At 71.6% G+C, this 25,404-nt stretch carries 22 protein-coding genes and 1 tRNA gene; 14 read left to right on the forward strand and 9 right to left on the reverse strand.

Annotation, left to right across the window (positions count from 1 at the left end):
* Positions 1–11: 11 nt before the first annotated feature.
* A complete protein-coding gene (locus OE229_RS07365) occupies positions 12–1,220 on the reverse strand; it encodes an aminotransferase class I/II-fold pyridoxal phosphate-dependent enzyme (protein ID WP_209133547.1) in 1,209 nt (402 codons plus the stop codon).
* 191 nt (positions 1,221–1,411) lie between these two features.
* Between OE229_RS07365 and OE229_RS07370 the strand changes: the two genes are divergently transcribed.
* The 5 genes from OE229_RS07370 to OE229_RS07390 all read left to right on the forward strand — a co-directional run bounded on the left by OE229_RS07370 (position 1,412) and on the right by OE229_RS07390 (position 7,618).
* Complete coding sequence (locus OE229_RS07370) at positions 1,412–3,370, forward strand: S1C family serine protease (RefSeq protein ID WP_263345185.1); 1,959 nt, start codon at positions 1,412–1,414, stop codon at positions 3,368–3,370.
* Positions 3,371–3,552: 182 nt separating this feature from the next.
* The gene (locus tag OE229_RS07375; protein WP_111029537.1) at positions 3,553–4,596 is read left to right on the forward strand and encodes a glycosyltransferase family 2 protein; all 1,044 of its coding nucleotides are present in this window, start codon (positions 3,553–3,555) and stop codon (positions 4,594–4,596) included.
* Between the two features lie 4 nt (positions 4,597–4,600).
* Positions 4,601–5,422, forward strand: a complete 822-nt coding sequence (locus OE229_RS07380; protein ID WP_182065908.1) for a CDP-alcohol phosphatidyltransferase family protein — start codon at positions 4,601–4,603, stop codon at positions 5,420–5,422.
* 44 nt (positions 5,423–5,466) lie between these two features.
* Positions 5,467–6,342 carry a glycosyltransferase family 2 protein gene (locus OE229_RS07385; protein WP_262140112.1) on the forward strand — a complete coding sequence of 292 codons (876 nt, stop codon included), beginning with the start codon at positions 5,467–5,469 and terminating at the stop codon, positions 6,340–6,342.
* Between the two features lie 43 nt (positions 6,343–6,385).
* Entirely contained in the window at positions 6,386–7,618 is a 1,233-nt protein-coding gene (locus OE229_RS07390; RefSeq protein WP_262137230.1) for a CDP-glycerol glycerophosphotransferase family protein, read from the forward strand.
* A 45-nt stretch (positions 7,619–7,663) separates the two neighbouring features.
* On the opposite strand, the gene OE229_RS07395 is transcribed toward OE229_RS07390, so the two are convergent.
* The 4 genes from OE229_RS07395 to OE229_RS07410 all read right to left on the reverse strand — a co-directional run bounded on the left by OE229_RS07395 (position 7,664) and on the right by OE229_RS07410 (position 10,417).
* Positions 7,664–7,966: a hypothetical protein gene (locus tag OE229_RS07395; protein WP_209133544.1), complete on the reverse strand. Its 303-nt coding sequence runs from the start codon at positions 7,964–7,966 to the stop codon at positions 7,664–7,666.
* A gap of 116 nt (positions 7,967–8,082) precedes the next feature.
* Positions 8,083–8,853, reverse strand: coding sequence for an ABC transporter ATP-binding protein (locus OE229_RS07400; protein ID WP_071405446.1), 771 nt, complete (start codon positions 8,851–8,853; stop codon positions 8,083–8,085).
* A complete protein-coding gene (locus OE229_RS07405; protein WP_259362829.1) occupies positions 8,853–9,677 on the reverse strand; it encodes an ABC transporter permease in 825 nt (274 codons plus the stop codon). The genes OE229_RS07400 and OE229_RS07405 overlap by 1 nt, the downstream gene beginning before the upstream one ends.
* A 44-nt stretch (positions 9,678–9,721) precedes the next feature.
* Positions 9,722–10,417, reverse strand: a complete 696-nt coding sequence (locus OE229_RS07410; RefSeq protein ID WP_110862735.1) for a phosphocholine cytidylyltransferase family protein — start codon at positions 10,415–10,417, stop codon at positions 9,722–9,724.
* A 297-nt stretch (positions 10,418–10,714) separates the two neighbouring features.
* Between OE229_RS07410 and OE229_RS07415 the strand changes: the two genes are divergently transcribed.
* From OE229_RS07415 to OE229_RS07425, 3 genes are all read left to right on the forward strand, one after another.
* A complete protein-coding gene (locus OE229_RS07415; protein ID WP_259580772.1) occupies positions 10,715–11,944 on the forward strand; it encodes an ABC transporter ATP-binding protein in 1,230 nt (409 codons plus the stop codon).
* Positions 11,920–13,491, forward strand: coding sequence for an ABC transporter permease (locus OE229_RS07420; RefSeq protein ID WP_262137231.1), 1,572 nt, complete (start codon positions 11,920–11,922; stop codon positions 13,489–13,491). The genes OE229_RS07415 and OE229_RS07420 overlap by 25 nt, the downstream gene beginning before the upstream one ends.
* A gap of 93 nt (positions 13,492–13,584) precedes the next feature.
* Entirely contained in the window at positions 13,585–13,845 is a 261-nt protein-coding gene (locus tag OE229_RS07425; RefSeq protein WP_099051947.1) for a DUF3039 domain-containing protein, read from the forward strand.
* 175 nt (positions 13,846–14,020) lie between these two features.
* Here OE229_RS07425 and OE229_RS07430 read toward each other — a convergent pair whose 3' ends face one another.
* Positions 14,021–15,310: a nicotinate phosphoribosyltransferase gene (locus OE229_RS07430; protein ID WP_209133542.1), complete on the reverse strand. Its 1,290-nt coding sequence runs from the start codon at positions 15,308–15,310 to the stop codon at positions 14,021–14,023.
* 173 nt (positions 15,311–15,483) lie between these two features.
* Between OE229_RS07430 and murI the strand changes: the two genes are divergently transcribed.
* The 3 genes from murI to rdgB are packed head-to-tail and all read left to right on the forward strand — an operon-like array spanning position 15,484 to position 17,653.
* On the forward strand, positions 15,484–16,329 hold the full coding sequence (murI, locus tag OE229_RS07435) for a glutamate racemase (protein ID WP_027464600.1): 846 nt from the start codon (positions 15,484–15,486) through the stop codon (positions 16,327–16,329).
* Positions 16,326–17,063, forward strand: a complete 738-nt coding sequence (gene rph / locus OE229_RS07440) for a ribonuclease PH (RefSeq protein WP_173035740.1) — start codon at positions 16,326–16,328, stop codon at positions 17,061–17,063. The genes murI and rph overlap by 4 nt, the downstream gene beginning before the upstream one ends.
* Positions 17,060–17,653 (forward strand): RdgB/HAM1 family non-canonical purine NTP pyrophosphatase, encoded by a 594-nt coding sequence (gene rdgB / locus OE229_RS07445; RefSeq protein ID WP_027464602.1) that lies wholly within the window; start codon positions 17,060–17,062, stop codon positions 17,651–17,653. Before rph ends, rdgB begins: the two co-directional genes overlap by 4 nt.
* 94 nt (positions 17,654–17,747) lie before the next feature.
* On the opposite strand, the gene OE229_RS07450 is transcribed toward rdgB, so the two are convergent.
* From OE229_RS07450 to OE229_RS07460, 3 genes are all read right to left on the reverse strand, one after another.
* On the reverse strand, positions 17,748–18,455 hold the full coding sequence (locus OE229_RS07450; RefSeq protein ID WP_262137233.1) for a DedA family protein: 708 nt from the start codon (positions 18,453–18,455) through the stop codon (positions 17,748–17,750).
* Between the two features lie 144 nt (positions 18,456–18,599).
* Positions 18,600–18,680: transfer RNA gene (locus OE229_RS07455), tRNA-Leu, on the reverse strand.
* A gap of 190 nt (positions 18,681–18,870) precedes the next feature.
* A complete protein-coding gene (locus OE229_RS07460) occupies positions 18,871–20,178 on the reverse strand; it encodes an MFS transporter (protein ID WP_262137235.1) in 1,308 nt (435 codons plus the stop codon).
* A 56-nt stretch (positions 20,179–20,234) separates the two neighbouring features.
* Between OE229_RS07460 and mnmA the strand changes: the two genes are divergently transcribed.
* The 3 genes from mnmA to OE229_RS07475 all read left to right on the forward strand — a co-directional run bounded on the left by mnmA (position 20,235) and on the right by OE229_RS07475 (position 25,353).
* A complete protein-coding gene (mnmA, locus tag OE229_RS07465) occupies positions 20,235–21,341 on the forward strand; it encodes a tRNA 2-thiouridine(34) synthase MnmA (RefSeq protein ID WP_031259645.1) in 1,107 nt (368 codons plus the stop codon).
* A gap of 66 nt (positions 21,342–21,407) precedes the next feature.
* The gene (ligA, locus tag OE229_RS07470) at positions 21,408–23,738 is read left to right on the forward strand and encodes an NAD-dependent DNA ligase LigA (RefSeq protein ID WP_262137236.1); all 2,331 of its coding nucleotides are present in this window, start codon (positions 21,408–21,410) and stop codon (positions 23,736–23,738) included.
* A 178-nt stretch (positions 23,739–23,916) separates the two neighbouring features.
* Positions 23,917–25,353, forward strand: a complete 1,437-nt coding sequence (locus tag OE229_RS07475; RefSeq protein WP_262137238.1) for an alpha/beta hydrolase family protein — start codon at positions 23,917–23,919, stop codon at positions 25,351–25,353.
* Positions 25,354–25,404 lie beyond the last annotated feature (51 nt).

Consider the following 25,404-nt stretch of genomic DNA (forward strand, 5'->3'; position numbering starts at 1 on the left):
GCGGTCGCGTCTCAGGCGCGGGGGCGCGCTCCGAGGGTCGCCAGGCGTGCGGCGGCGTCCTCCAGGACACTCCGGCGCTTGCAGAACGCGAAGCGCACCAGGGACCGGTAGCCGGAGACCCGGTCCGGGCGGACGAACGCCGAGACCGGCACGCCCGCGACACCGGCCAACGCGGGGAGATCGAGGCAGAACGCACGGGCGTCGTCGTACCCGAGCGGCGCGGCGTCCGCGAGCACGAAGTACCCGCCGTCGGGTCGCATCACGTCGAAGCCCGCCGCCGTCAGTCCGTCGGCCAGCAGTTCGTGCTTCGCGCGCAGGTCGGCGGCGATGGTGGTGAAGACCGCGTCGGGCAGCCGGAGTCCCACGGCGACGGCCGGTTGGAAGGGCGCACCGTTCACGAAGGTCAGGTACTGCTTGACCGTCGTGATCGCGTCGACGAGCGCCGGGGGAGCGGTGAGCCAGCCGACCTTCCACCCGGTCGTGTTGAAGGTCTTGCCGGCGCTCGACACCGACACCGTCCGCTCGGCAGCGCCGGGCAGGGTCGCGACGGGCGTGTGCGGGACGTCGAACGTCAGGTGCTCGTAGACCTCGTCCGTGATGATCACCGCGTCGCGCTCGGTGGCCAGGTCGACGATCGTCTGCAGTACCTCGGTGGGCAGGACGCGGCCGGTCGGGTTGTGCGGGGTGTTCACGAGCACGGCGCGGGTGCGGTCGGTGAAGGCCGCGCGGAGCGTGCGCTCGTCGGGCAGGAAGTCGGGCGCGGTGAGCGGGACCGTGACGTGCACGCCGCCGGCCAGCCGGATGAGCGCGCCGTAGGCGTCGTAGAACGGCTCGAAGGTGACCACCTCGTCGCCGGGTTCGACCAGCGCGAGGATCGTCGCGGCCAGCCCCTCGGTGGCCCCGGCGGTGACGAGGACCTCGCGGTCGGGGTCCACCGCGAGCCCGTACCACCGCTGCTGGTGCTCGGCGATCGCCGCCCGCAGGTCGGAGGTGCCCCGGCCCGGCGGGTACTGGTTCACGCCGTCGCGGATCGCCTGCACCGCGGCCTCGAGCACCTCGGCCGGCCCGTCCTCGTCGGGGAAGCCCTGCCCCAGGTTGACCGCACCGGTGCTGGCCGCGAGGGCGCTCATCTCGGCGAACACCGTCGGTGCGGGGACCCCGTCCGGTCCCAGCAGCATCGCTCCGTCGGCGGCTCGCAGCCACGGTCCTGCCTGGCGCATGTGGTTCCCTCCCGTGCGGGCGACGACGTGTCGCGCTGAACGGACCCCAACCTAGCTGTCCGTCCCGCGGCGGACCGGGCCACCGTGTACAGCGCACGCATAAGATCGCCAGGGGTGGCTCGCAGCGTCGCCAGAAGGACCGCTCAGGTGCTTGCGACAGACTGCACGAGCTTGAAGGGAGCACGTCCAGCATGACCGACACCACGCCCAGCGGGCAGGGCGACGACCGCCGTCCGGACGATGCGGCTCCGCCTGCCGCCAGTGAGGACGCCGCAGCAGCGGCCACGAGAGGGAACACGTCGATGCCGAACGACTCCGACCAGCCGGACGAGACCCGTCGCCCGAACCAGAACCAGAACGACACGACCCCGGACAACACGGACGTGATCCCGTCGTCGACGGACCACCCGACCGACCGCTACACCGCGCCGTACCCCGCCGTCTCCGGCGACTCCTCGGGCGCGCAGCAGGGCGGCTACGGCCAGCAGACGTCGCCGTACGGACAGCAGCCCCAGCAGAGCCAGAGCCCGTACGGCCAGCAGTCCCAGTACGGCCAGCAGAGCCAGAACCCGTACGGCCAGCAGTTGCCGTACGGCCAGCAGACGCCGCAGGCCCAGAGTCCGTACGGCCAGCAGTCGCAGTACGGCCAGCAGAGCCAGAACCCGTACGGCCAGCAGTCCCAGTACGGCCAGCAGGGCCAGAACCCGTACGGCCGGCAGTCCCAGTACGGCCAGCCGGGCGCCGAACGCCCCCGCTACGGCGAGTACGCGCAGCCGACGTCCTCGTCCGCTCCGAGCTCGTCCTCCGAGTACGCGAACGCGTCCGCGCAGGCCCCGCAGTCCGCCACGAGCGCCTTCGGCGACGTCGACGGCGCGAACCAGCGCAACGGCCACTACTTCAGCGACGACGCCTCGGGTGCCGCGGCGTCCACGACGACCAAGGACCGCTCGGGCCGGAACCGGCTGCTCCTGCCGGTCATCGCGGCGGTCATCGCGGGCGGTCTGGTGGGCGGCGGCGCCGGTTGGGCCGTCTCCTCCGGCAACGACGGTGGCAGCGTCGTGTCCTCCGGATCGTCGCAGGGCGGCAACCTGACCGTCAACGACTACGACTCCGCCACCGTCGTCACCGCCGTCGCGGCACAGGCGACCCCGTCGGTCGTCACCATCAACGTGTCCGCGAGCAACGAGGCCGGCACCGGTTCCGGTGTGGTGATGAGCAAGGACGGCTACATCGTCACGAACACCCACGTGGTCACCCTCGACGGCGACAGCTCGAACGGCCGGATCACCGTGACGACCTCGAACGGCAAGATCTACGCGGGCAAGCTCATCGGCACCGACCCGACGGTCGACCTCGCGGTCATCAAGATCGACGCGACCGACCTCAAGCCGATGGAGTTCGCGGACTCGTCGAAGCTCAACGTCGGGGACACCGCGGTCGCGATCGGTGCGCCCCTGGGGCTGTCGAACACCGTCACCGACGGCATCGTCTCGACCCTGAACCGCAGCATCCAGGTCACCTCGAGTGCCCCCAGCGAGGGTGGCGACTCGAACGAGGGCGGCAACGGCGGCTCGGGTCCCTTCGACTTCTGGGGCAACGGGGACAACGGCAGCAGCTCGTCCGCGAACACCACCGTGTCGCTCCCGGTCATCCAGACCGACGCATCGATCAACCCCGGCAACTCCGGCGGTGCGCTGCTCGACTCGAAGGGCCGATTGATCGGCATCAACGTGGCGATCGCCTCCGCCGGCAGCTCGTCGTCGTCCGACTCGGCCGCGGGTAGCATCGGCGTCGGCTTCTCGATCCCGGCCAACCTGGTCAAGCGGGTGGCGAACGAGATCAAGGACAACGGCTCGGCGACGCACGGGCTCCTCGGCGCGACCGTCGGCGACGCCACCGAGGACGCCAGCGCCACCCAGGTCGGCGCCCTCATCAAGTCGGTGTCCAACGGCGGTGCCGCGGCGAAGGCCGGTCTGCAGAAGGGCGACGTCGTCACGAAGATCGGTTCGGCGTCGGTCTCCGACGCGACCGACCTGACGGCGCAGGTGCGCTTCTTCGCGGGTGGCGCGTCGACGACGATCAGCTTCGTCCGCGACGGCCAGACCCGCCAGGCCGACGTGAAGCTGGGGACGTTCGACAGCAAGGGCTGACGCCACCACACGACGGACAGGAGGCCCGGGGCACGACGTGCGCCGGGCCTCCTGTCCGTCACGGGGCGCGTCCCGCGCCGACGCAGGTGGGTGGTTCGGCCTCTTGATAGGCTCATGGTCGCTCTGCGGGGCGGCACCGCCCCGGTGCGTCCCGTGCCGCCAGCCAGCACCCCGAGGTACGCATGCAGTCAGACGGACAGCCCCTGCCGGGCGTCTCGTACGTGATGCCCGTGCTCAACGAGGTCACCGAGGTCCGAGCCGCGGTCGGCAGCCTGCTCGACCAGGACTACACGGGCCCGTTCGAGGTCATCCTCGCGCTCGGGCCGTCGATCGACGGCACGAACGAGCTCGTCGCCGAGATGAGCGCTGCCGACCCCCGGATCCGCGCGATCGACAACCCCGTCGGGTCGACGCCCGCCGGGCTGAACGTCGCGATCCGTGCGTCCGTGCACCCCGTCGTCATCCGGGTCGACGCGCACTCGGTCCTGCCGACCGACTACACGCGCATCGCGGTGCACACGCTCCTCGAGTCCGGTGCGGACAACGTCGGCGGCATCATGCGCGCCGAGGGCCGGACCCCCTTCGAGCGGGCCGTCGCCCTGGCCTACGGCAGCCGTGTCGGGCTCGGTGGCACGCCGCACCACGTCGGCGGCACCGCGGGGCCGGCCGAGACCGCCTACCTCGGCGTGTTCCGACGCGAGCGGCTGTTCGACGTCGGACTCTTCGACGAGGGCATCAAGCGCGGACAGGACTGGGAACTCAACCGGCGGCTGCGCCAGACCGGCGGGACCGTCTGGTTCACGCCGGAACTCGTCGTCACGTACCGCCCGCGGCCGAGCCTGAAGCGCCTGGTGCGGCAGTTCGTCGCCACCGGGCTCTGGCGCGGTGAGCTCGCCCGTCGGTTCCCGGCGAACAACGGCCTGCGCTACTTCGTGCCGCCGGCCATGGTGGCGGCGATGGCGCTGGGCATCGTCGCCGGGCTCGTCGGCGTCGTCGGCGCCGTGCTCGGCACGCCGCTCGCCTGGGCGCTGCTCGGGTTCGTGGTGCCCGTCGTCTACCTGCTCTTCGTCGTCCTGGGGTCGATCGCCGTGGCGCGCCGCTCCGGGCTGCCGACGCTCCTCTGGCTGCTCGTCGTGCTGCCCTGCATCCACGTGGGCTGGGGGCTCGGGTTCATCATCGGGTTCCTGACCCGCACGTCCGAGCTGACCACCCACACGGGACGGTGACCGAATGACCGACCAGCCCACGACCGGCCGCGGATCCGCACGGCCGACCTCGATCGCCGAGCTCCGGGCCGTCGCCCAGCCGGACGAGGTCCGCGCCCGCGCCAACGCCGAGCACTGGACGGCCTCGCTGTACCTGCGCGACGTCTCGCCGTACCTGACCTGGGTGCTCCTGAAGACCCGCGTCAGCGCGAACCAGGTCACCGGTCTGATGATCCTGGTCGGCTGGAGCGTCGCGGCCGCCCTGCTCATCCCGGGCATCTGGGGTGCTGCGCTGGCGCTCGTGCTCGGCCAGCTGCAGATGCTCGTCGACTGCTCCGACGGCGAGGTCGCCCGGTGGCGCGGCACCAAGTCGCCCGCCGGGGTGTTCCTCGACAAGGTGGGGCACTACACGACCGAGGGGCTGATCCCGGTCGCGCTCGGCATCCGGGCCGCCACGTGGCCGATCCACGACGCCGACTGGATGTGGACCACGATCGGCTGCGCACTCGGCCTGGTCATCGTGCTGAACAAGGCCCTCAACGACATGGTGCACGTGGCCCGCGCGAACGCCGGGCTCGACAAGCTCGTCGACCGGCGGGACGCCTCCACCGCGCCGTCGGGTCGGAAGCTCGCCTCGCTCCGCCGACTGGCGAGGTTCCTGCCGTTCCACCGCCTGTACCACTCGGTCGAGCTGAGCATGCTCGCGTTCGTCTTCGCCGTGCTCGCCCTGGTGATCGGCGACCCGCTCGCCAGCCGGATCCTGGTCGGTGCGCTGTTGCCGCTCGCGGTGCTCGCGACGATCGGGCACTTCCTGGCGATCATCGCCTCGAAGCGGGTCAAGGCGTGACCGAGGACACGACCGCGCCCGGAACGGTGCGCCGCCACGCGGTGGTGCACCGCGGACGACCGCGCGTCGCCGTGGTGAGCCTGTCGCAGGGCACCCGGCCCGACGACCTGCGCCGCGGGCTGGACAGTGTGCTCGCGCAGCAGGACGTCGAGCTCGACGTCGTCTGCGTCGGCAACGGTTGGACGCCGACCGGGCTGCCGGACGGCGTGCGGGCGCTGGCCCTGCCCGAGAACGTCGGGATCCCGGCCGGGCGCAACGCCGGAGCCGAGGTCGTCGACGGCGACTACGTGTTCTTCCTCGACGACGATGCGTCGGTGCCGTCGCCGACGTTCCTGCGCGACGCGATCGCGGTGTTCGAGCACGATCCGTCGCTCGGCCTCGTGCAGCCCCGGGTCGTCGACCCCACGGGCGCCGCGAACCCCCGCCGGTGGGTGCCGCGGATCCGGAAGGGCGAGCCGGACCACTCGTCGCCGGTCTTCTCGGTCTGGGAAGGTGCCGTCGTGCTGCCGATGGACGTCTACCGGGCCGTCGGCGGCTGGGGCGCCGAGTACTTCTACGCCCACGAGGGCATCGAGCTCGCGTGGCGCGTGTGGGACGCCGGCCGTCGGACCTGGTACGCCGGGGACCTCGTCGCGCACCACCCCGCGATCGACCCGGCGCGGCACACCGAGTACTACCGGTTGAACGCCCGGAACCGGGTGTGGCTCGCTCGGCGCAACCTGCCGGCGGTGCTGCGCCCGGTGTACGTGGGGTCGTGGGCCGCGATCCAGATCGCGCGCTGGTGGCGTCACCCCCGCCGGCTGGCCACCTGGTTCGGAGGGATCCGTGAAGGATGGTCGACCGACTGCGGTCCTGTCCGGCCGATGGGCTGGCTCACAGTCGCACGGATGACCATCGCAGGGCGGCCGCCGGTCGTCTGACCCCGCCCACCCCGTACCGCCCGAGCAGACCCGGAGAACGACCATGTCGATCATCAGCGACCTGCGGACCGCCCTGCGGCTCGTCGAGCGACTCCTGGCGTCCCGCCGGAGCCGACGGCAGCTCGCACAGCGACTGCCGTCCGCGCCGGAGCCGGCGCCCGGTTCGGTCGAGATCGCCGTGTACTTCGCCGACGGTCCGGTCAACATGTACCAGGTGCGCCAGTGGTACGCGCCGCTGGCGGAACTCGCGAAAACGCACCCGGTGGCGATCGTCTCGCGGAGTCCGGGCACCATGCTGACCCTGCTCGACGAGTCGCCCGTGCCCGTGGTCTACGCCCGGCAGGTGGTCGACCTCGAGCACTTCGTCGACACCCAGGCGCCGAAGGTGGTGCTCTACGTCAACCAGAACGCCCGCAACTTCCAGATGATGCGGTACGGGCGGATGTGGCACGTCTTCGTCAACCACGGCGAGAGCGACAAGATGTACATGACCACGAACCAGTTCAAGGCCTACGACTACGCCCTGATCGCGGGGGACGCAGCACGCGATCGTCTGGCCGAGGCGCTGTGGGACTACGACCTGGACGCCCGGACCATCGCGATCGGACGCCCGCAGGCCGACCACTTCGCCGGAGCGGCCCCGTACCCCGACGACGACCGGACCGTCGTGCTCTACGCCCCGACGTGGGAGGGCGACCGCGGTGCCGCGGCGTACGGGTCGATCGCGTCGCACGGCACGGTCATCGCCGCGCAGGTGCTCGCATCACCCCGCCACCGTCTGGTGTACCGCCCGCACCCGCGCAGCGGCGTGCTCGACCCCGCCTACCGTGCGGCGCACGAGCGGATCGTCGCGGCGATCAGCGCCGCCAACGCCGCCGACCCGGCCGCACACCACCTGTACGACGACAGCGGTGCCCTCGGATGGCAGCTGGCGGACGCCGACGTGGCGATCACCGACATCAGCGCGATGATCTACGACCGGCTGGCGGTCGGCAAGCCGCTCATCGTCACGCGGCCGGTCTCGCCCGAGGCCGACGTCGACGAGCGGGGCTACCTGAGCGACGCGAACTGGCTGACCGCGGCCGATGCCCCGTCGGTGCTCGCCCGTGTCGACGCGGCCGCGAGCGACGCCGAGGAGCTCGCGCGCCTGCAGCACTGGGTCGCACGGTACTTCGGCGACACGACCCCGGGCGCCGCCACGGAGCGGTTCCACGAGGCCGTGGAGTGGCTGCTCGAGCGGTGGCGGACCGTCGCGGCCGAACGCGACGGGCGCTGACGGCCGGACGTCACCCGGTGTGCCGAGGCGCAGATCGGCGCAGGGTCACGGCTGGAACCCCGGCCCGACGAGTGACATCCGCCAGAGGTACTCGGACCGGTCGGGCCGACGCCACCGCACGATGACGATTCCCGTGTCCTCGGGGTCGGCACCGAAGACCGCCAGGGACAACGACCGGCCCGGATCGAGGCGGCGCACCGCGAGCGGCGGGCAGTAGCCGTTGCCCAGGTGGGTGAGGGAGAGGCCGTCGACCGGCTCGGGGCCGGTGTTGACGAGATCGTACCGACGCGGTGCGTGCGATCGGTCGACGGCGAACGGGACGGCGTACGCGGTTGGTGGGTGGTGCATGGGTGGAACGCTAGGGGGAGGGTCCGACGGCGGGACCCCGGGGGCGCTCACGAGCGCCGGTGCTGTGGAGGGAGCCAGCGATACCGGTGTTGGTGCAGGGGGAGTACCCCGGCCGGTCAGGAGCCGTAGTCTGCCGCGTACCGGGCCAGCGCGGCCTCGATGGTGCCGTCGAGCTGCAGACGACCCTTGTCGAGGTACAGCCCCCGGTCGCAGAAGCGGCGGAGGTCCTTGTCGCTGTGCGAGACGAAGAACAGCGTCCGGCCGCCGGCCAGGAGCTGCTCGATCCGCTTGTAGCACTTCTCGCGGAAGGCCTTGTCGCCCACCGCCAGCACCTCGTCGACCAGGATGACCGGTTCGTCGAGCCGCGAGATCACCGCGAACGCGATGCGGACCTTCATGCCGCTCGACAGGTGCTTGTAGGGGGTGTCCACGAAGTCGGCGATCTCGGCGAAGTCGATGATCTCGTCGAAGGCGTCGCGGATCTCGGCCCGCGACATGCCGTGCAGACCCGCCGTCAGGTACACGTTGTCGCGCACCGTGAGATCCCCGACGAAGCCACCGGTGATCTCGATGAGCGGGGCGACGCCGGCGCCCACGTCGACGCGGCCCTCGTCGGGCAGCATGACCTGGGCCACCAGCTTCAGCAGGGTCGACTTGCCCTGGCCGTTCCGCCCCACGACGCCGATCGCCTCGCCCGGACGGACGTCGAACGACACGTTGCGGAGCGCCCAGAACTCGTCGGCACGCTTGCGGCGCCCGCGTCCGGCGAACAGGTCCTTGAAGTTCCGGCTCGCGCGACGGTTGCGCTTGAAGCAGATGCCGGCGTCCCGTACCGAGATGACCGGTGCGACGGTCTCGGTGCGGCGGGTCTGGTCGGTCGCGGTCATCACAGCTCCTTCAGCACGCGGTGCTCGCTGCGGCGGAACACCGCGAAGCCGATCACCAGGACGATGCCGGTCACGACCACCGAGGCGCCGACCTCGAGCCAGTCGAGCTGGCCGGGGAAGAACGCCGCGCGGTACATGCCGAAGATGCCGGTGAGCGGGTTGATCGCGGCGATGTCCCGCAGTGCGGACGGCAGCGCGTGGGTGCCGTAGATGATCGGGGACGCGTAGAACAGGAACCGCAGCACGAGCTTGGTGGCGCGCTCGAGGTCGCGGAAGAAGACCACGAGCGGGGCGACGATGAGGCCCAGGCCGTAGACCAGCGCGCACTGCAGCACGATCGCCAACGGGAAGAACACGACCTGCCAGTGCAGGTGGGCACCCGTCGCGATCGCGAAGGCGGCCAGGACCGGCAGGCTCAGCAGGAACTCGATGCCCTTCGACGCGTCGATCCGTGCCACCCAGATCGTGCGGGGGATGGTGGTCGAGCGGATCAGCTTGGATTCCTTGATGAACGCCCGGGTGGAGTCCGAGACGCCACCGGTGAACCACATCCACGGCAGGAGTGCGGACAGCAGGAACACGATGTACGGATCTTCACCGACCGAACCGCGGTGGAAGACCTGCGTGAAGACGAACCAGTAGATCCCCGACATCACGAGCGGGTCGAGGATCGACCACACGTAGCCGAGCGCCGACGTCGAGTAGCGGACCCGGAGGTCGCGAACGGTCAGCAACCACAGGGCCTGACGATAGCGCCGACCGGCGCTCCGGGCCTTCGCGGGTGCGGGAGCCACGGGCGCGGTCGGCGCACTCGCTGTGGTCACGGTATCCCTTCGGGCGGAACCGCCGAGGGGGTCCTGACGGTGGTTCAGGCGAACAGGTTGTTCGCGCGCTCGAGGTCCTCGGCGAAGTCGATCTCGACCGCGTACAGGTCGGAGATGTCGATCGGCGTCCAGCGTAGCCCGTCCTCGGCGATGGCAGCCTCGATGCCGCCCTCGAAGTACTCCTGGTCGTCGACGCGGCCGAGCTGGCGGATGAGGGCCTGCTTGTCGGCGGCGGAGACGTAGTTGATGCCGACGGCTTCGCCGAGACCCCCGACGACCTGCTTGGAGAGCTTGTGGATGAAGCCCTCGGCGTCGACGGTGTACTTGACCTCTTCGTCGGAGACCTTGTCGGTGTTGACGCTGACGAAGGAACGGCCCTCGTCGATCATGTCGGCCGCACGGACGAGCGCCATCGGGTCGAAGACCACGTCGCCGTTCATCCAGAGGACACCGCTCTTGCCGGTGGCCTTGAGGGCACGCAGCAGGCTCTTCGAGGTGTTGGTGGAGTCGTAGGACTCGTTGTAGACGAAGTTCGCGTCGGGGAACGCCTCGACGATGTGCTCCGACTTGTAGCCGACGACGATCGTCACGCGGGCGCTCGAACCGAACGCGGCGCGGATGTTGTCGAACTGCTGCTGCATGATGGTGCGGCCGTCACTGAGCTCCGTGAGCGGCTTCGGCAGGCTGCGGCCGAGACGGCTGCCCATCCCCGCTGCGAGGATCACGATCTGCGTGGTCATGCTGGTCCCTTCTGGTGTCCGCCCGCGCACCCTGGGGTACGGGCGGGCCTCGTCGAGTCTGCGCTTCCAACGTCCGAGTTACCCGAGAACCGGTCGCGTCGACGTGGTCGTCGCTGCGAGGAGGCTGCCGGGATCGCCTGCTGGAGCAGGTTTCCAAGTGGTGAACACTCCTTCGTGCCCTGGTGAATGATACGGAAACACCCCCTCGCGGGGTACGGGTCTGCGTGCTTCGTACTCAATTCGTGACCCTGGCCGAGACGGTTCCCGCCGGTCGGAGAGCGTTGGTACGGTGGGTCGATGCCAGCGCGAGCAGAGAACGAGGACGTGTACGCCACGGCCGACGCTGCCTGGATGACCGAGGCGGGGGACGCCGACGACGCGGACACCGCCGCGGCTGCTGAGGACGACGCAGCCGACGACGACACGGGGGACACTGATGCGGACGACGCCGCCACTGATGACGCGATGACCGACGGGACGGCCGTCCGCACCGACGCGACGACGGAGACCCGCTCCGACGACGCAACGACCGAGACCGGCACCGACGACGCGACGGCCGGAGCGCCACGCCCCGCGAAGGCGCGCAACGGCAAGGGACGCACCAAACGCCCGACGAAGGCCGCCCCGCGGACCGACGCCGCGCCTCCCGTCCCGTCCGACGCGGACGACGCGATGGACGACGCCGACCGGGCGAACGCCGCAGCCCCGCCTGCCACGAAGAAGCGTGCGCCCCGCACCGCCGCGCCGAAGCAGCCGCAGACGCTCCAGCCCGTCGTGCTCGCGGCGAACGGCCTGGTCAAGCGGTACGGGCAGACCCTGGCCGTCGACGAGGTCGACCTCGAGATCCGGCAGGGCTCCATCTTCGGCGTGGTCGGCCCGAACGGCGCCGGCAAGACGACGACCCTCTCCATGATCACCGGACTGCTGCGCCCCGACGCCGGCTCGGTGACGGTGCTCGACCACGACGTCTGGGCCGACCCGACGGCGGCGAAGCGCAGCCTCGGCGTCCTGCCGGACCGCCTCCGTCTGTTCGACCGGCTGACCGGTGCGCAGCTCCTGTACTACTCGGCCACGCTCCGCGGGCTCGACGGGGCCACCGCCCGGAAGCGCAGCGCCGACCTCGCCGAGGCCTTCGGGCTGGGCGAGGCGCTGGGCCGCCAGGTCGCCGACTACTCCGTCGGCATGGCGAAGAAGATCGCCCTGGCCGCGACCCTGATCCACTCGCCGCGGGTACTCGTGCTCGACGAACCGTTCGAGTCGGTCGACCCGGTGAGTGCAGCGACGATCACGGACATCCTGCGCCGGTACACCCGGGGCGGCGGCACGGTCGTGCTGTCCAGCCACTCGATGGAGCTCGTGCAGCGCACCTGTGACTCGGTCGCCATCATCGTCGGCGGCAAGGTCCTGGCGTCCGGCACCATGGCCCAGGTCCGGGGGCGCAAGAGCCTCGAGGACAAGTTCGTCGAACTCGCCGGCGGTCGTGTCGTCGCGGAGAGCATGGAATGGTTGCACAGCTTCTCCGGCTGAGGGCGGACCTGCTCGCGGGCGAGGTCCGCGGCACCGCCCGCCGGTCCGTCGCCGTCGTGCTCGCCAGCCTCGTCGGACTCCTCGCCGCCGTGTTCGTCGCGTCGCAGACCATCGCCCTCGGTGACGCGGACCCGGACGTCGCGCGTGCGGTCATCGTGCCCGTCGGCACCCTGATCACCTTCGGGTTCACGGTCGTACCGCTCGTCGTCGGCCGGAGCGACCAGCTCGACCCGCGGCGCTTCGCGGTGTTCGGCATCGGGCGCCGTCGCCTGGCGATCGGACTCGTCGTCGCCGGGCTCGTCGGCATCCCGGTGATCGGCGTGGTCGTCGTCGCGGTCGGCCAGGTCGTCGCCTGGGCCCGCGACCCCGGTCTCGGGCTGCTCGCGGTGCTCGGCGGGCTGCTCGGCGTCGCCACGTGCGCGCTCCTCGTCCGCGTCTGCTGCACTGTCGGCTCCCGGCTGATCGGGCCGGACCGCTCCCGCGACGCCGGGTGGCTGGTGGCGCTCGTCATCATCGCGCTCTCGATCCCGACGGTGGCGCTGCTGCTGCGCGTCGACTGGCTCGACCCGCGGGGCGCCGAGATGCAGCGCGTCGCGGACGTCGCCGGGTGGACCCCGTGGGGTGCCGCCTGGGCTGTACCCGCCGAGGTCGCGAGCGGCCACGTCGGCGCCGGTGTCCTGAAGCTCCTCGTCGCGGTCGCCGTCGTCGCGCTCCTCGCCTGGGCGTGGTGGGCGCTCGTCGGCCGTGCGCTCGAGACCGTCGACGACCGTGCCCGCACCCGCCGCTACCAGGGCCTGGGCTGGTTCGACCGGTTCGGGTCGGCGCCGGTGTCGGCCGTCGCCGCCCGGGCGCTCACCTACTGGGTCCGCGACCCGCGGTACCGCACGTCGTACCTGATCATCCTGCTCGTGCCGATCGTCGTCATCCCGCTCGGTGTCGCCGGGGTGCCGTGGCAGTGGACCGCCCTCGTGCCGCTGCCGCTGATGGCCCTGATCGCCGGGTTCCTGCCGCACAACGACGTCTCGTACGACAACACCGCCGTGTGGCTGCACGTCGCCTCCGGTGCGCCCGGGTGGAGCGACCGGCTCGGTCGTGTCGTGCCCGTGCTGGTCGTGGGGGCACCCGCGATCGTCGCCGGGGCCGCGTTGTCCGCCCGGTTGTTCGGAGACTGGGCGGCGTTCCCGCTGCTCATCGGCGTGAGCGCGAGCGCACTGCTGTCCGGCCTCGGGTTGTCGAGCGTCCTGTCCGTGCTCCTGCCCTACCCGACCGTGCGCCCGGGCGACCACCCCTTCCAGCAGCCGCAGGCAGCCGGCGTCACCGCCACGGTCGCGCAGGCGTCCATGGTGATCGGCATCGTGCTCTGCACGGTCCCCGCAGCCTGCCTCGCGGTGCTCGCCGTCGTGCAGGGTCCGGAGCCCTGGTCGGTGCTGACGCTCCTGGTGGGCATCGGGGTCGGTGCCGTCGTGCTCGTGATCGGGGTCTCTGCCGGCGGACGCCTGTTCGACCGCCGCGGCCCCGACCTGCTCGCCGCGGCACAGCGCAACTAGCGAGCACCTGGCACCTGGCACCGAGCGGCTCGCCATGATCGCCCGGCGCGGACGAGCGGCGCGCCCGAGGGCGGACCGTCGTACCCTGGACCCATGAGCATGACGGAACCAGGCGGCGGCCTCGACGTGATGGACCGGGAGCTCGAGAAGCTCCTCGAAGACGAAGCGATCGAACCCGGTGACCACGAGCGGTTCTCGCACTACGTGAAGAAGGACAAGATCCTGCAGTCGGCGCTGTCCGGCAAGCCGGTCAAGGCGCTGTGCGGCAAGAAGTGGATCCCGGGTCGCGACCCGGAGAAGTTCCCGGTCTGCCCGGACTGCAAGGCCATCTACGAGAAGATGAAGGCCGAGTAGACGCGACCAGCAGACGGACGGGAGGCCCGTGGCGATGCCGCCACGGGCCTCCCGTCCGTCTGTCGCTTCGTGAGCAGCATTGGTCGGGTCCGTCACACAGACCCGACCATTGCTGCTCACCAAGCGACACCGCGCCACGGACGCGCGTGCGAGTGCGCGTGCGCGCGTGCGCGCGCTAGATCACCAGGGTGGGGATGGCGGGGTCGCCGCGCCCGATGCGCGACGCGTCGGCGGGCAGCTCCGCCTTCGCCCGCTCGTGGTGCGCGCGTGCGGCCTCGACGCCCTGCGTGCCGAGGAACGCCGGGTCGACCTCGCCGCCGGTGACGACAGGCACCAGCAGCGGCCGCTCGTCAGGACCGACCTGCGCCCCCGTGAGCACGATCTCGGCGGTGGCGACGCCGTTGCGGAGTCGTCGGCCCGCCTCCTTCCGGCCGCCGATCGACGCCTTGTCCGCCGACTTCTTGGCGACGGGGACCCAGTCGCCGCCGTCCGCGTCCCGGTGCGCGACGAGCTTGAACACCATGCCGGCGGCCGGGTGCCCGGAGCCGGAGACGACCGAGGTGCCGACGCCGTACGAGTCGACCGGTGCGGCTCGGAGTGCGGCGATCGTGTACTCGTCGAGGTCGTTCGTCACCGTGATCTTCGTGCCCGTCGCGCCGAGGCGGTCGAGCTGCGCACGCACGGCGGCGACGACGGACGGCAGGTCGCCGCTGTCGATCCGGACGCCGCCGAGCTCGCCGTCGGTGAGCCGGACGGCCGTCTCGACCGCGGCCTCGATGTCGTAGGTGTCGACGAGCAGGGTCGTGCCGCTGCCGAGCGCGTCGAGCTGCGACCGGAACGCCTGCTCCTCGGAGTCGTGCAGCAGCGTGAAGGCGTGCGCGGCGGTGCCCATCGTCGGGATGCCCCAGGTACGGCCGGCCTCGAGGTTGCTCGTCGCACCGAAGCCGGCGATGTACGCGGCACGCGCGGCGGCGACGGCGTTCCACTCGCCGGTGCGGCGGGAGCCCATCTCGGCGAGCGGGCGGCCGTCGGCGGCGGACACCATGCGGGCGGCGGCGCTCGCGATGGCGCTGTCGGCGTTGAAGATGCTGAGCGCGAGGGTCTCGAGCACGACGGCCTCGGCGAAGGTGCCCTCGATCTGCAGGATGGGGGAGTTCGGGAAGTAGACCTCGCCCTCGCGGTAGGCGCGGACGTCCCCGCTGAACCGGTAGTCGGCGAGCCAGGCTGCGGTGCCGGCGTCGATGACCCCGCGGTCGCGCAGGAACCCGATCTCCTCGTCGCCGAAGCGGAAGTCGGCGAGGGCGGTGAGGAACCGACCGAGTCCGGCAGCGACGCCGTACCTGCGGCCGTCCGGGAGCCGTCGGGCGAACACCTCGAAGACGCATCGGCGATCGGCGGTCCCGTCCTTGAGGGCGGCGTCGACCATGGTGAGTTCGTACTGGTCGGTGAGGAGCGCGGTGGTCACCTCTCCGACACTAGTGACGTGTCCCTCTGGAGGCCCACCGACGGTTCCGGCGCGACGCGCCAGCGGCGGGCTGGCCGTGCCGGTGAGGAGGCCCGGATCACCCCGTGCGCCCGGCCTGCGTGGCGCGCGTGGTCGCGTCGGTGCTGGTCGGCGGGCGTCGGTACGCTGGTGCCGTGACGGATGCACCGATCGGAGTCTTCGACAGCGGGGTCGGCGGCCTCACCGTGGCCCGTGCCATCATCGACCAGCTCCCGCGCGAGAGCATCCGGTACGTCGGCGACACCGTGCACTCGCCCTACGGCCCGAAGCCCATCGCCGACGTCCGCCGCTACGCGCTCGAGGTCATGGACGACCTGGTCGAGCAGGGTGTGAAGGCCCTGGTGATCGCGTGCAACACCGCCTCGTCCGCCGTGCTCCGTGACGCCCGCGAACGGTACGAGCAGGCGTACGGCATCCCCGTGGTCGAGGTCATCCAGCCCGCGGCCCGAGCAGCCGTCAAGCAGACCCGCACGGGCCGCATCGGGGTCATCGGCACCGTCGGCACCATCGCGTCGCGCGCCTACGAGGACGCCTTCGCGGTCGCCGCCGACGTCACGCTGACCACCGCCGCGTGCCCCCGGTTCGTCGAGTTCGTCGAGGCGGGCGACACCTCGTCGCCGTCGCTGCGCGAGATCGCGGCCGGCTACCTCGACCCGATCCGTGCCGCCGACGTCGACACCCTCGTGCTCGGCTGCACCCACTACCCGCTCATGTCCGCCGCGATCCAGTTCGTCATGGGTCCGGAGGTCACGCTCGTCTCCAGCGCCGAGGAGACCGCGAACGACGTCTACCGCCGGCTCGTGGAGCACGGGCTCGAGCGAACCGCGACCACCGCCCCGACGTACTCGTTCGAGGCGACGGGCGACGACAAGAACGGCTTCATCCGGCTCGCCCGGCGCTTCCTCGGCCCCGAGGTCTCGAGCGTCGGCCACCTCCAGACGGGGGCCATCACGCTGCCCCGCACCGAAAGGACCCCATGACCGACAACCTCCGCGTCGACGGCCGCACCGCCACCGACCACCGTCCCGTCACCATCGAGCGGGGGTGGAGCACGCAGGCCGAGGGCAGCGCGCTCATCTCCTTCGGCAACACCAGGGTGCTCTGCACCGCGTCGTTCACCAACGGCGTGCCCCGCTGGCTCGCCGGCAAGGGCACCGGGTGGGTCACCGCCGAGTACTCGATGCTGCCGCGGTCGACCAACGAGCGCATGCAGCGCGAGTCCATCAAGGGCAAGGTCGGCGGTCGCACCCACGAGATCTCCCGCCTGATCGGGCGTTCGCTCCGCGCCGTCGTCGACACGAAGGCCCTGGGCGAGAACACCCTCGTCATCGACTGCGACGTGCTGCAGGCCGACGGCGGCACCCGTACGGCGTCGATCACCGGTGCGTACGTGGCGATGGCCGACGCGATCGAGTGGGGCCGCGCCAAGGGCTTCATCGCGAAGAAGGCCACCCCGCTCACCGACAGCGTGCAGGCGATCTCGGTCGGCATCGTCAAGGGGGAGCCGATGCTCGACCTGGCCTACACCGAGGACTCGGCTGCCGACACCGACATGAACATCGTCACCACGGGGTCGGGCAAGTTCATCGAGGTGCAGGGCACCGCCGAGCACGCGCCGTTCGACCGCGACGAGCTGAACGTGCTGCTCGACCTGGGCCTGGCCGGCAACCAGTCGCTCGCGGCGATCCAGCGCTCGGTCCTGGGTCTGGCGTGACGTCCCGCGAGGTGGTCCTGGCCACCCACAACCAGGGCAAGGTCGTCGAGCTGCGCGAGATCCTCGGGTCGGCGTTGGGCGAGGGGGTCGAACTCGTCGGGTACGACGGCCCGGAGCCCGTCGAGGACGGCGACAGCTACGCCGCGAACGCCCTGATCAAGGCTCGTGCCGCCGTCGCGCACACCGGGCTGCCGGCGCTCGCCGACGACTCCGGGATCGCGGTCGACGCCCTCGGGGGCGCACCGGGCATCCACTCGGCCCGGTACGCCGGGACCCGCTCGGACGCCGACAACATCGCGCTGCTGCTCACGAACCTGCAGGGTGTCGTGGAGCGCACCGCCGCGTTCGTGTGCGCTGCCGCCTTCGTGACGCCCGACGGTCAGGAACACGTCGTCGAGGCGGTCTGGAACGGCGAGGTGCTGACCGAGCCCGTCGGTGACGGCGGCCACGGCTACGACCCGGTGTTCCGACCGGACGACGCCGACCGCTCGTCGGCGGAGCTCACCCGCGACGAGAAGAACGCCCTGTCGCACCGCAGCAAGGCGTTCCGGGGCATCGCGCCGATCGTGCGGGAGCACTTCGGCGTCTGAGTTCCTACGCTCGTGTCGTTCCGCACGACGGAGTCGCCCCGGACCACGTGGTCACGTGGTCCGGGGCGACTCCGGTCGTGCGCCGGTGCTGCGGCTAGAGCGTCGGGTCGGCCGTCGGGGCGGTGGTGGCCTCGGCCTCGTTCGCGCGCTTCGCCTTGCGGGCGTTGCGCAGGTACGTCAGCGCCATCGGCACCACGGTCACGACGACCGCGGCGAGCAGGATGATGTCGATGTACTCGCGGACGATGTGCGCCACGAAGGGGATGTGCCCGATGAAGTACCCGAGGAACGTCACGCCGACGCCCCAGACCACGGCGCCGATCGCGTTGTAGAGCGAGTACTTCCTGTAGTCCATCCGGCCGACGCCCGCGGCGATCGGGGCGAAGGTGCGGACGACCGGCACGAAGCGCGCCAGGATCACGGCCAGGGGGCCGAAGCGGTGGAAGAACGCGTTGGTGCGCTCGACGTTCGCCTTCGAGAAGAGCCCGCTGTCCTTCCGCTCGAAGATCGGGGGCCCGGCCTTCTTGCCGATGTAGTACCCGAGCTCGCCGCCGAGGAACGCGGCGGCACCGCTCATCAGCGCCGCGACCCAGATCGGGATGCCGCCGATCTCGCCGCCGCGGTCGAAGGCGAACAGGCCGGTGATGACCAGCAGGCTGTCGCCCGGGAAGATGAAGCCGATGAGCAGACCGGTCTCGGCGAACACGATCGCGCAGACCACGAGCACGGCGATGGCCCCGAAGTGGTCGAGGATGTACTGCGGATCGAGCCACGGGATCAGGGCGAGTGCGACGGAGTGCATGGTTCTTCCGGTCGTGGAGCGGGAGTCACGGGGAGGACTCCCGCGGGATGAGGGTACCGCCCGGAAGTGACCGGGCCATCCCTCGCAGGGTTGACCTGCTCGAGGCGTGCGGATGACCGCAACGGTGCGCCAGGAGGGACTCGGTGCGGAAGGAGGGACTCGAACCCTCACGCCTGGGGCACAGGAACCTAAATCCTGCGTGTCTACCGATTCCACCACTCCCGCGAGCAGCGGCAGTCTACCGAGCGCGGGGTGCGGGGCGGACGTGCACCGGGCCTCCAGGCCGTGGGACACACCGTGCGCGCTCCGCGACCCGGTGCGAGGAACCGGACGTGGTGCGGGGCGGGCCGGATGCCACCGAGTACGGAACCTCGCACGTGACGACAGCGCGTCAGCGCGACAGTGCAGCAGCGCGTCAGCGCAGCGGGCGCGGCAGGTACCGGGGCACGTACCGGAGCAGGATGCCCGCGCCGACCAGGCCGAGCACGCCCATCACCCCGCTCGCGACGGCGATGGACGCGACGGCGGTCACGCCGGAGATGAGGAGCGGCGCCGCCGCCGACCCGAAGTCGCCGGTGAACCGCCAGGCCCCCAGGAACGGCGCCGGGGCGTCGCGGGGCGCGAGGTCCGCGCCGAGCGTCATGAGGATGCCGGAGCCGACCCCGTTCGCCAGCGACATGCCCATCGCGATCGCGACGAACCAGCCGACCCGGGCGTCCAGGTGGCCGCTCCAGGCGAGCAGGAAGTAGCTGATGCTCAGGCCGAGCATGCAGGGCAGCGCGCTCGCGAGCCGTCCCCACCGGTCCATGATCTGCCCGCTCGTGTAGAAGAGCGCGAAGTCGACGGCTCCGGCGATGCCGATCACGAGTGCTGCGGTCGAGTCGTCGAGGCCGACGCTCACCGCCCAGAGCGGCAGGATCACCTGCCGTCCGGCGCGCATCGCGCCGATCAGGCCGGCGCCGCTGCCGAGCCGGAGCAGGACCGCCCCGTTCGCGAGGATGGTGCGGAAGAGCCCCTGCGCCTCCTGCTGGACGAACTGCGCGCCGGTGTCGGCGGGCGGTTCGGTCGCGTGGCCGCTCGCGTCCGTCGCCTGGTCGGCCGACGACCGGGAGGCCCGTGGCGGCAACCGCAGGCCGCGTGTGCCCGTCGCGGGGTCGCGCAGCACCAGGAGCACGGTCGCGGCCGCCAGGCAGCAGACGACGTGGATCCAGAAGGCACTGCCGGTGGTCCCGGTCAGGTGGATGACGCCGGCGGCGATGAACGGGCCGACGAAGTAGCCGAAGCGGAAGACACCGCCCAGGCTCGACAGCGCCCTGGCCCGGATCCGCAGGGGGATCGCGGTGGTCATGTAGGCGTGCCGGGCGAGCGCGAACACCGCGGTGGAGACGCCGACCAGGAACACCCCGAGAGCCAGGACCCAGGCGTTCGCGGCCGTCGTGGCGACGACGAGCCCGACCACCGACACGAGCGCGGCGCCGATCATCGCGTTCCGCTCGCCGACGCGGGCGACGACGATGCCGGACGGCACGTCGCCGATGAGCTCCCCGACCAGGATGAGCGAGGCGACGAAGCCCGCGAACGCCAGACTGGCGCCGAGGGAGTCGGCCGCGATCGGGATGATCGGGATGATCGCGCCCTCGCCGATCGCGAAGAGCGCGGCGGGCAGGAACCCGGACAGCAGGACGGACCGGAAGTCGAATGAGTCGTTCCCCGCTGTGGTCATCGCCCGACCAACGGTACGCCAGCGGTACCGCTTCGTCGGCGGGTTACCCTGGACACATGCGTGTTCTTGCGGCGATGAGCGGTGGTGTCGACTCGGCGGTGGCCGCAGCCCGGGCGGTCGACGCTGGCCACGACGTGGTGGGCGTGCACCTGGCCCTGAGCCGGATGCCCGGCACCCTGCGCACCGGCAGCCGCGGGTGCTGCACCATCGAGGACTCGATGGACGCGCAGCGCGCGGCGTCGGCCCTCGGGATCCCGTACTACGTGTGGGACTTCTCGGCCCGGTTCAAGGAGGACGTCGTCGACGACTTCGTGGCCGAGTACCAGGCCGGCCGCACCCCGAACCCCTGCATGCGCTGCAACGAGCGGATCAAGTTCGCGGCGCTGCTCGAGAAGGCACTCGCGCTGGGGTTCGACGCCGTCGCGACCGGGCACTACGCCTCGATCGTCACCGGTCCGGACGGCTCCCGCGAGCTGCACCGGTCGGCCGCGTGGGCGAAGGACCAGTCGTACGTGCTCGGGGTCCTGACCGCCGAGCAGCTGCAGCACGCGATGTTCCCGCTCGGCGCGACCCCGTCGAAGGACGAGGTCCGGGCCGAGGCCGCCGAGCGCGGGCTGACGGTCGCCCAGAAGCCGGACTCGTACGACATCTGCTTCATCCCGGACGGCGACACCCGCGGCTGGCTGGCGGACCGCGTCGGCACCGCCCCCGGTGAGGTCGTCGAGCGCGACGGCACGGTCGTCGGATCGCACGAGGGCGCGACCGGCTACACCGTCGGGCAGCGCCGCGGCCTGGCCCTCGGGCGCCCGGCACCGGACGGCAAGCCCCGGTTCGTGCTCGAGATCCGCCCGAAGGACAACACCGTCGTCGTCGGCCCGAAGGAGGCCCTCGCCGTCACCTCGATGTCCGGGTCGCGGTTCACCTGGGCGGGCACGGCACCGGCCGACCCCGCGACGCCGTTCGCCTGCGACGTGCAGATCCGCGCGCACGCCGACCCGGTGCCCGCGACGGCCCGCGTGCAGGACGACGTGCTCGTGATCGACGTCGACGAGCCGCTGCACGGGGTCGCTCCCGGGCAGACAGCCGTGGTCTACGTCGGCACGCGGGTGCTCGGCCAGTGCACGATCGACACCACGGTCAGCGCCGTCCCCGTCGACGCCTGACCCCGCCGCTCCCGGGGCACACGCTCGCTGCACGCCGCGTCGGTGGTGCACGGTAGAACTGATGCCATGAGCGAGACCGACGCGACGTTCGAGACCATCGACCCCGACGGGCTCGACGCCGCCCAGGCCGCGCGCGAGGTCGACCGGTTGCGCGCCCGCGTCGACGAGCTGCGCCACGACTACTACGAGGGCAACGCCTCGCCCCTGTCGGACGCCGACTACGACGCCCTGGTGCACCGCCTCGACGCGATCGAACGGCGCTTCCCGGAACTCCTGACGCCCGACAGCCCGACGCAGACGGTGGGCGGGCAGGCGCAGACGACGCAGTTCGCGCCGGTCGAGCACGCCGAGCGCATGCTCTCGCTCGACAACGTCTTCAGTCCCGACGAGCTCACCGAGTGGGCGGGCAAGGTGCAGCGGGACGCCGGTGACGAGCGGGTGCGGTTCCTGACCGAGCTGAAGATCGACGGCCTGGCGATCAACCTGCGGTACGAGCACGGTCGGCTCGTCTCCGCCGCCACCCGTGGCGACGGCGTGGTCGGCGAGGACGTCACCGGCAACGTCCGCACGATGGGGACGATCCCGGACCGCCTGTCGGGCAGCGGCCACCCGCCCCTGGTCGAGGTCCGGGGCGAGATCTTCTTCCCGGTCGCCGAGTTCGACGAGCTCAACGCGAACCAGCGCGAGGCGGGGGAGCGCGTGTTCGCCAACCCGCGCAACGCCGCCGCCGGGTCCCTCCGACAGAAGGAAGAGGGCAAGTCCGAGGCGAAGCGGGCACTGATGGTCGACCGGCTCCGGCGTCTGCGGATGCTCGTGCACGGCATCGGCGCCTGGCCCGTCCGTGAACTCGAGCAGGGCACCGACGTCCGCAGCCAGTCCGAGGTGTACGAGCTGCTGCAGACCTGGGGACTCCCGACGAGCAGCCACTACCGGGTGTTCGACACCATCGACGAGGTCAACGGCTTCGTCCGGACCACGGGGGAGCGCCGTTCGTCCGTCGAGCACCAGATCGACGGCGTCGTCGTGAAGGTCGACGACCTCGCCCTGCACGAGGAGCTCGGGTCGACGTCGCGGGCGCCGCGGTGGGCGATCGCCTACAAGTACCCGCCGGAAGAGGTGCACACGACGCTCACCGACATCGTGGTCAGCGTCGGGCGCACCGGCCGTGCCACCCCCTTCGCGGTGATGGCCCCGGCCGAGGTCGCCGGGTCCGTCGTCCGCCAGGCCACACTGCACAACCAGCAGGTCGTCAAGGCGAAGGGTGTGCTCATCGGTGACACCGTCGTGCTGCGGAAGGCCGGCGACGTCATCCCCGAGGTGCTCGGCCCGGTGGTCGAGCTCCGCAACGGCTCCGAACGCGAGTTCGTGATGCCGACGAACTGCCCGGAGTGCGGCACCGAGCTCGCCCCCGCGAAGGACGGCGACATCGACCTGCGCTGCCCGAACGCGAAGAGCTGCCCGGCGCAGGTGCGCGGTCGGGTCGAGCACATCGCCTCGCGCGGGTCGCTCGACATCGAGGGGCTCGGCGAGGTCGCGGCCGCGGCGCTCACGCAGCCGCTCCGCCCGGAGACCCCGCCGCTCGTCACGGAGGCCGGACTGTTCGACCTGACGATGCAGGACATCGTCCCGATCGAGGTCATCGTCCGCGACGCCGAGACCGGCATGGAGAAGGTCGACGACGACGGCACCCCGAAGCGCGTCACGCCGTTCAGTCGGGCGCGCAAGAAGACCGACCCCCCGTTCGACCCCGAGGCACGGGGCACCGACTACACCGGTGAGCCGAGCCGCTACCCGTCGAAGAACGCGTTCGAGATGCTCGCCAACATCGACGCGGCGAAGACGAAGCCCCTGTGGCGGATCCTGGTCGGCCTGAGCATCCGCCACGTCGGACCCGTCGCCGCCCGAGCCCTCGCGAACCACTTCGGCTCCCTCGACGCCATCCGGTCGGCATCGCGCGAAGAACTCGCCGCCGTCGACGGGGTCGGCGGGATCATCGCCGACGCCCTGCTCGCCTGGTTCGACGTCGACTGGCACCGCGAGATCATCGACCGCTGGACCACGGCCGGCGTGCAGTTCACCACCCCGGGCCACCCCGGCCCGGGCAGTGCCGACGTCGAGGGCGGCGTGCTGAGCGGCGTCACCGTCGTCGCGACCGGGTCGCTCGAGGGCTACACGCGCGAAGGGGCACTGGAGGCGATCATCACCGCCGGCGGCAAGGCGGCCTCGAGCGTGAGCAAGAAGACCGACTTCGTGGCGGCCGGTCCGGGTGCCGGTTCGAAGCTCACGAAGGCCGAGCAGCTGGGCGTCCGGATCATCGACGCCGAGCAGTTCCACCTGCTCGTGACCGAGGGACCGGCAGCGCTCGCCGAACCGGAAGCGCCGACGACCGAGGACTAGCGGGGCGCGCAGCATGCCCGGTCGCATCCGCTGAGCGCGGCGCGCCGTCGAACGCGCCCAGTTCGGGGGACAAGTTGCATCGCGCATGGATGATCCGTGGACATCTCCATAGACTCGACCGAGCATCACCCGTCGTCTGCAGGGGGACGGCGGGACGGCCTTCCCGGGGGAGACCCGAATGCTGCTCATCGCTGCGGCTCTGCTCACCGCCTCGGTGCACTCGCTCGGAGTGATCGAGGCCCCAGGCATGCCCCCGGCGCACCAGGTCACGGTCGCCAGCACCACCACGACCCGCATCATCCCGGCCGACGACCGGCTCTCGTCGGCGTCGGCGTCGGCGTCGGCGTCCGTGTCAGCGTCCGTGTCAGCGCCCGTGGCGATGCCGGTGGTGGCAGCGGTGTCGTCCACGACAGCGGTGGGGGTCGACGACCTCGCCGCCGCACACGGGCGCGCGTTCGTCGAGGACCTCGGCGCGCTCGGCGCCGCAGACCTGCGGAGCGCGGCCACCGACCGCCGTGTCGTGGCGACGGTGCAGGACGATCCGCCGCCCGCGCAGACCGTCGCGCAGTGGTGGTCGCACCTGCCCGCCGACGAGCAGGACCGACTCCTCGTGCACGCGCCCGCCCTGGTCGGGAACCTCGAGGGCGTGCCGTACGCCGTCCGCGACCAGGCCAACCGGGCGACGCTGACGTCCGGCCTCGCCGACGCCCAGGTGGGTGCAGCCCGGGCCGCGATGCTCGGGCAGGTCCGGGACTCCCTGGTGCAGGAACCGGGCGACCCGCGGCGCTTCCTGGTGGCACTCGACACCCGGGGCTCCGGGCGTGCGGCGATCAGCATCGGCGACCTCGACACCGCAGCCGACGTCACCGTCGTGGTGCCGGGCATGTTCTTCACGGTCACCGGGCAGATGACCGACTTCACGAACACCGCCAACGACCTGTCCCGCGAGCAGGCCACCCTGGCCCCACTCGCCGCGACCGGCAACGGGTCGGGTGTCGCCGTCGTCGCGTGGATGGGGTACCGGACGCCGGACCTGTCGAACATCCTGTCACTCGGGCTCGCACGGACCGGGGCGGAGCGGCTCGAACGGACCGTCGCGGGCCTGCGCGCGATCCGCGCCGGCGATCAACCGCGGGTGAACATCGTCGCGCACTCGTACGGTTCGACCACGGCGATGACGGCCCTGGCGTCCGGCCGGATGACGGCCGACACCCTGACCGTGCTCGGGTCGCCGGGCAGCGACGTCCGGACGGCGGCCGACCTCGCCGTCGCCACCGGGCAGGTCTTCGTCGGCGGCGCGCACAGCGACCCCATCGCGGGCTCCGGGTACTTCGGCACCGACCCGGGTGGGGCGTCGTTCGGGTCGACCGTGCTCGACCTGGCCGGCGGCGCCGACGCGCTGTCGGCCGGTGACGTGTTCCGGCGACCCGTGGGGCACAACGACTACCTCAAGCCGGGCACGGCATCGCTGCACGACGTCGCCCTGATCGGCATCGGTCGCGGTGACCTGGTGCGCGAGCAGGTCCGACGCGGGAAGTCGGGGGGCGACGACATCGTCGGCGCTTCGCCGGACATGTACCTCGTGCGTCCGCAGGACCTGCAGCCCCGTGACTGACCGGCCGTGACGGACCGGGATCCACCCGACCGCCCGATGACCGACCGGGTG

It is taken from the genome of Curtobacterium poinsettiae (assembly GCF_025677645.1).
GTDB classification, from domain to species: domain Bacteria; phylum Actinomycetota; class Actinomycetes; order Actinomycetales; family Microbacteriaceae; genus Curtobacterium; species Curtobacterium poinsettiae_A.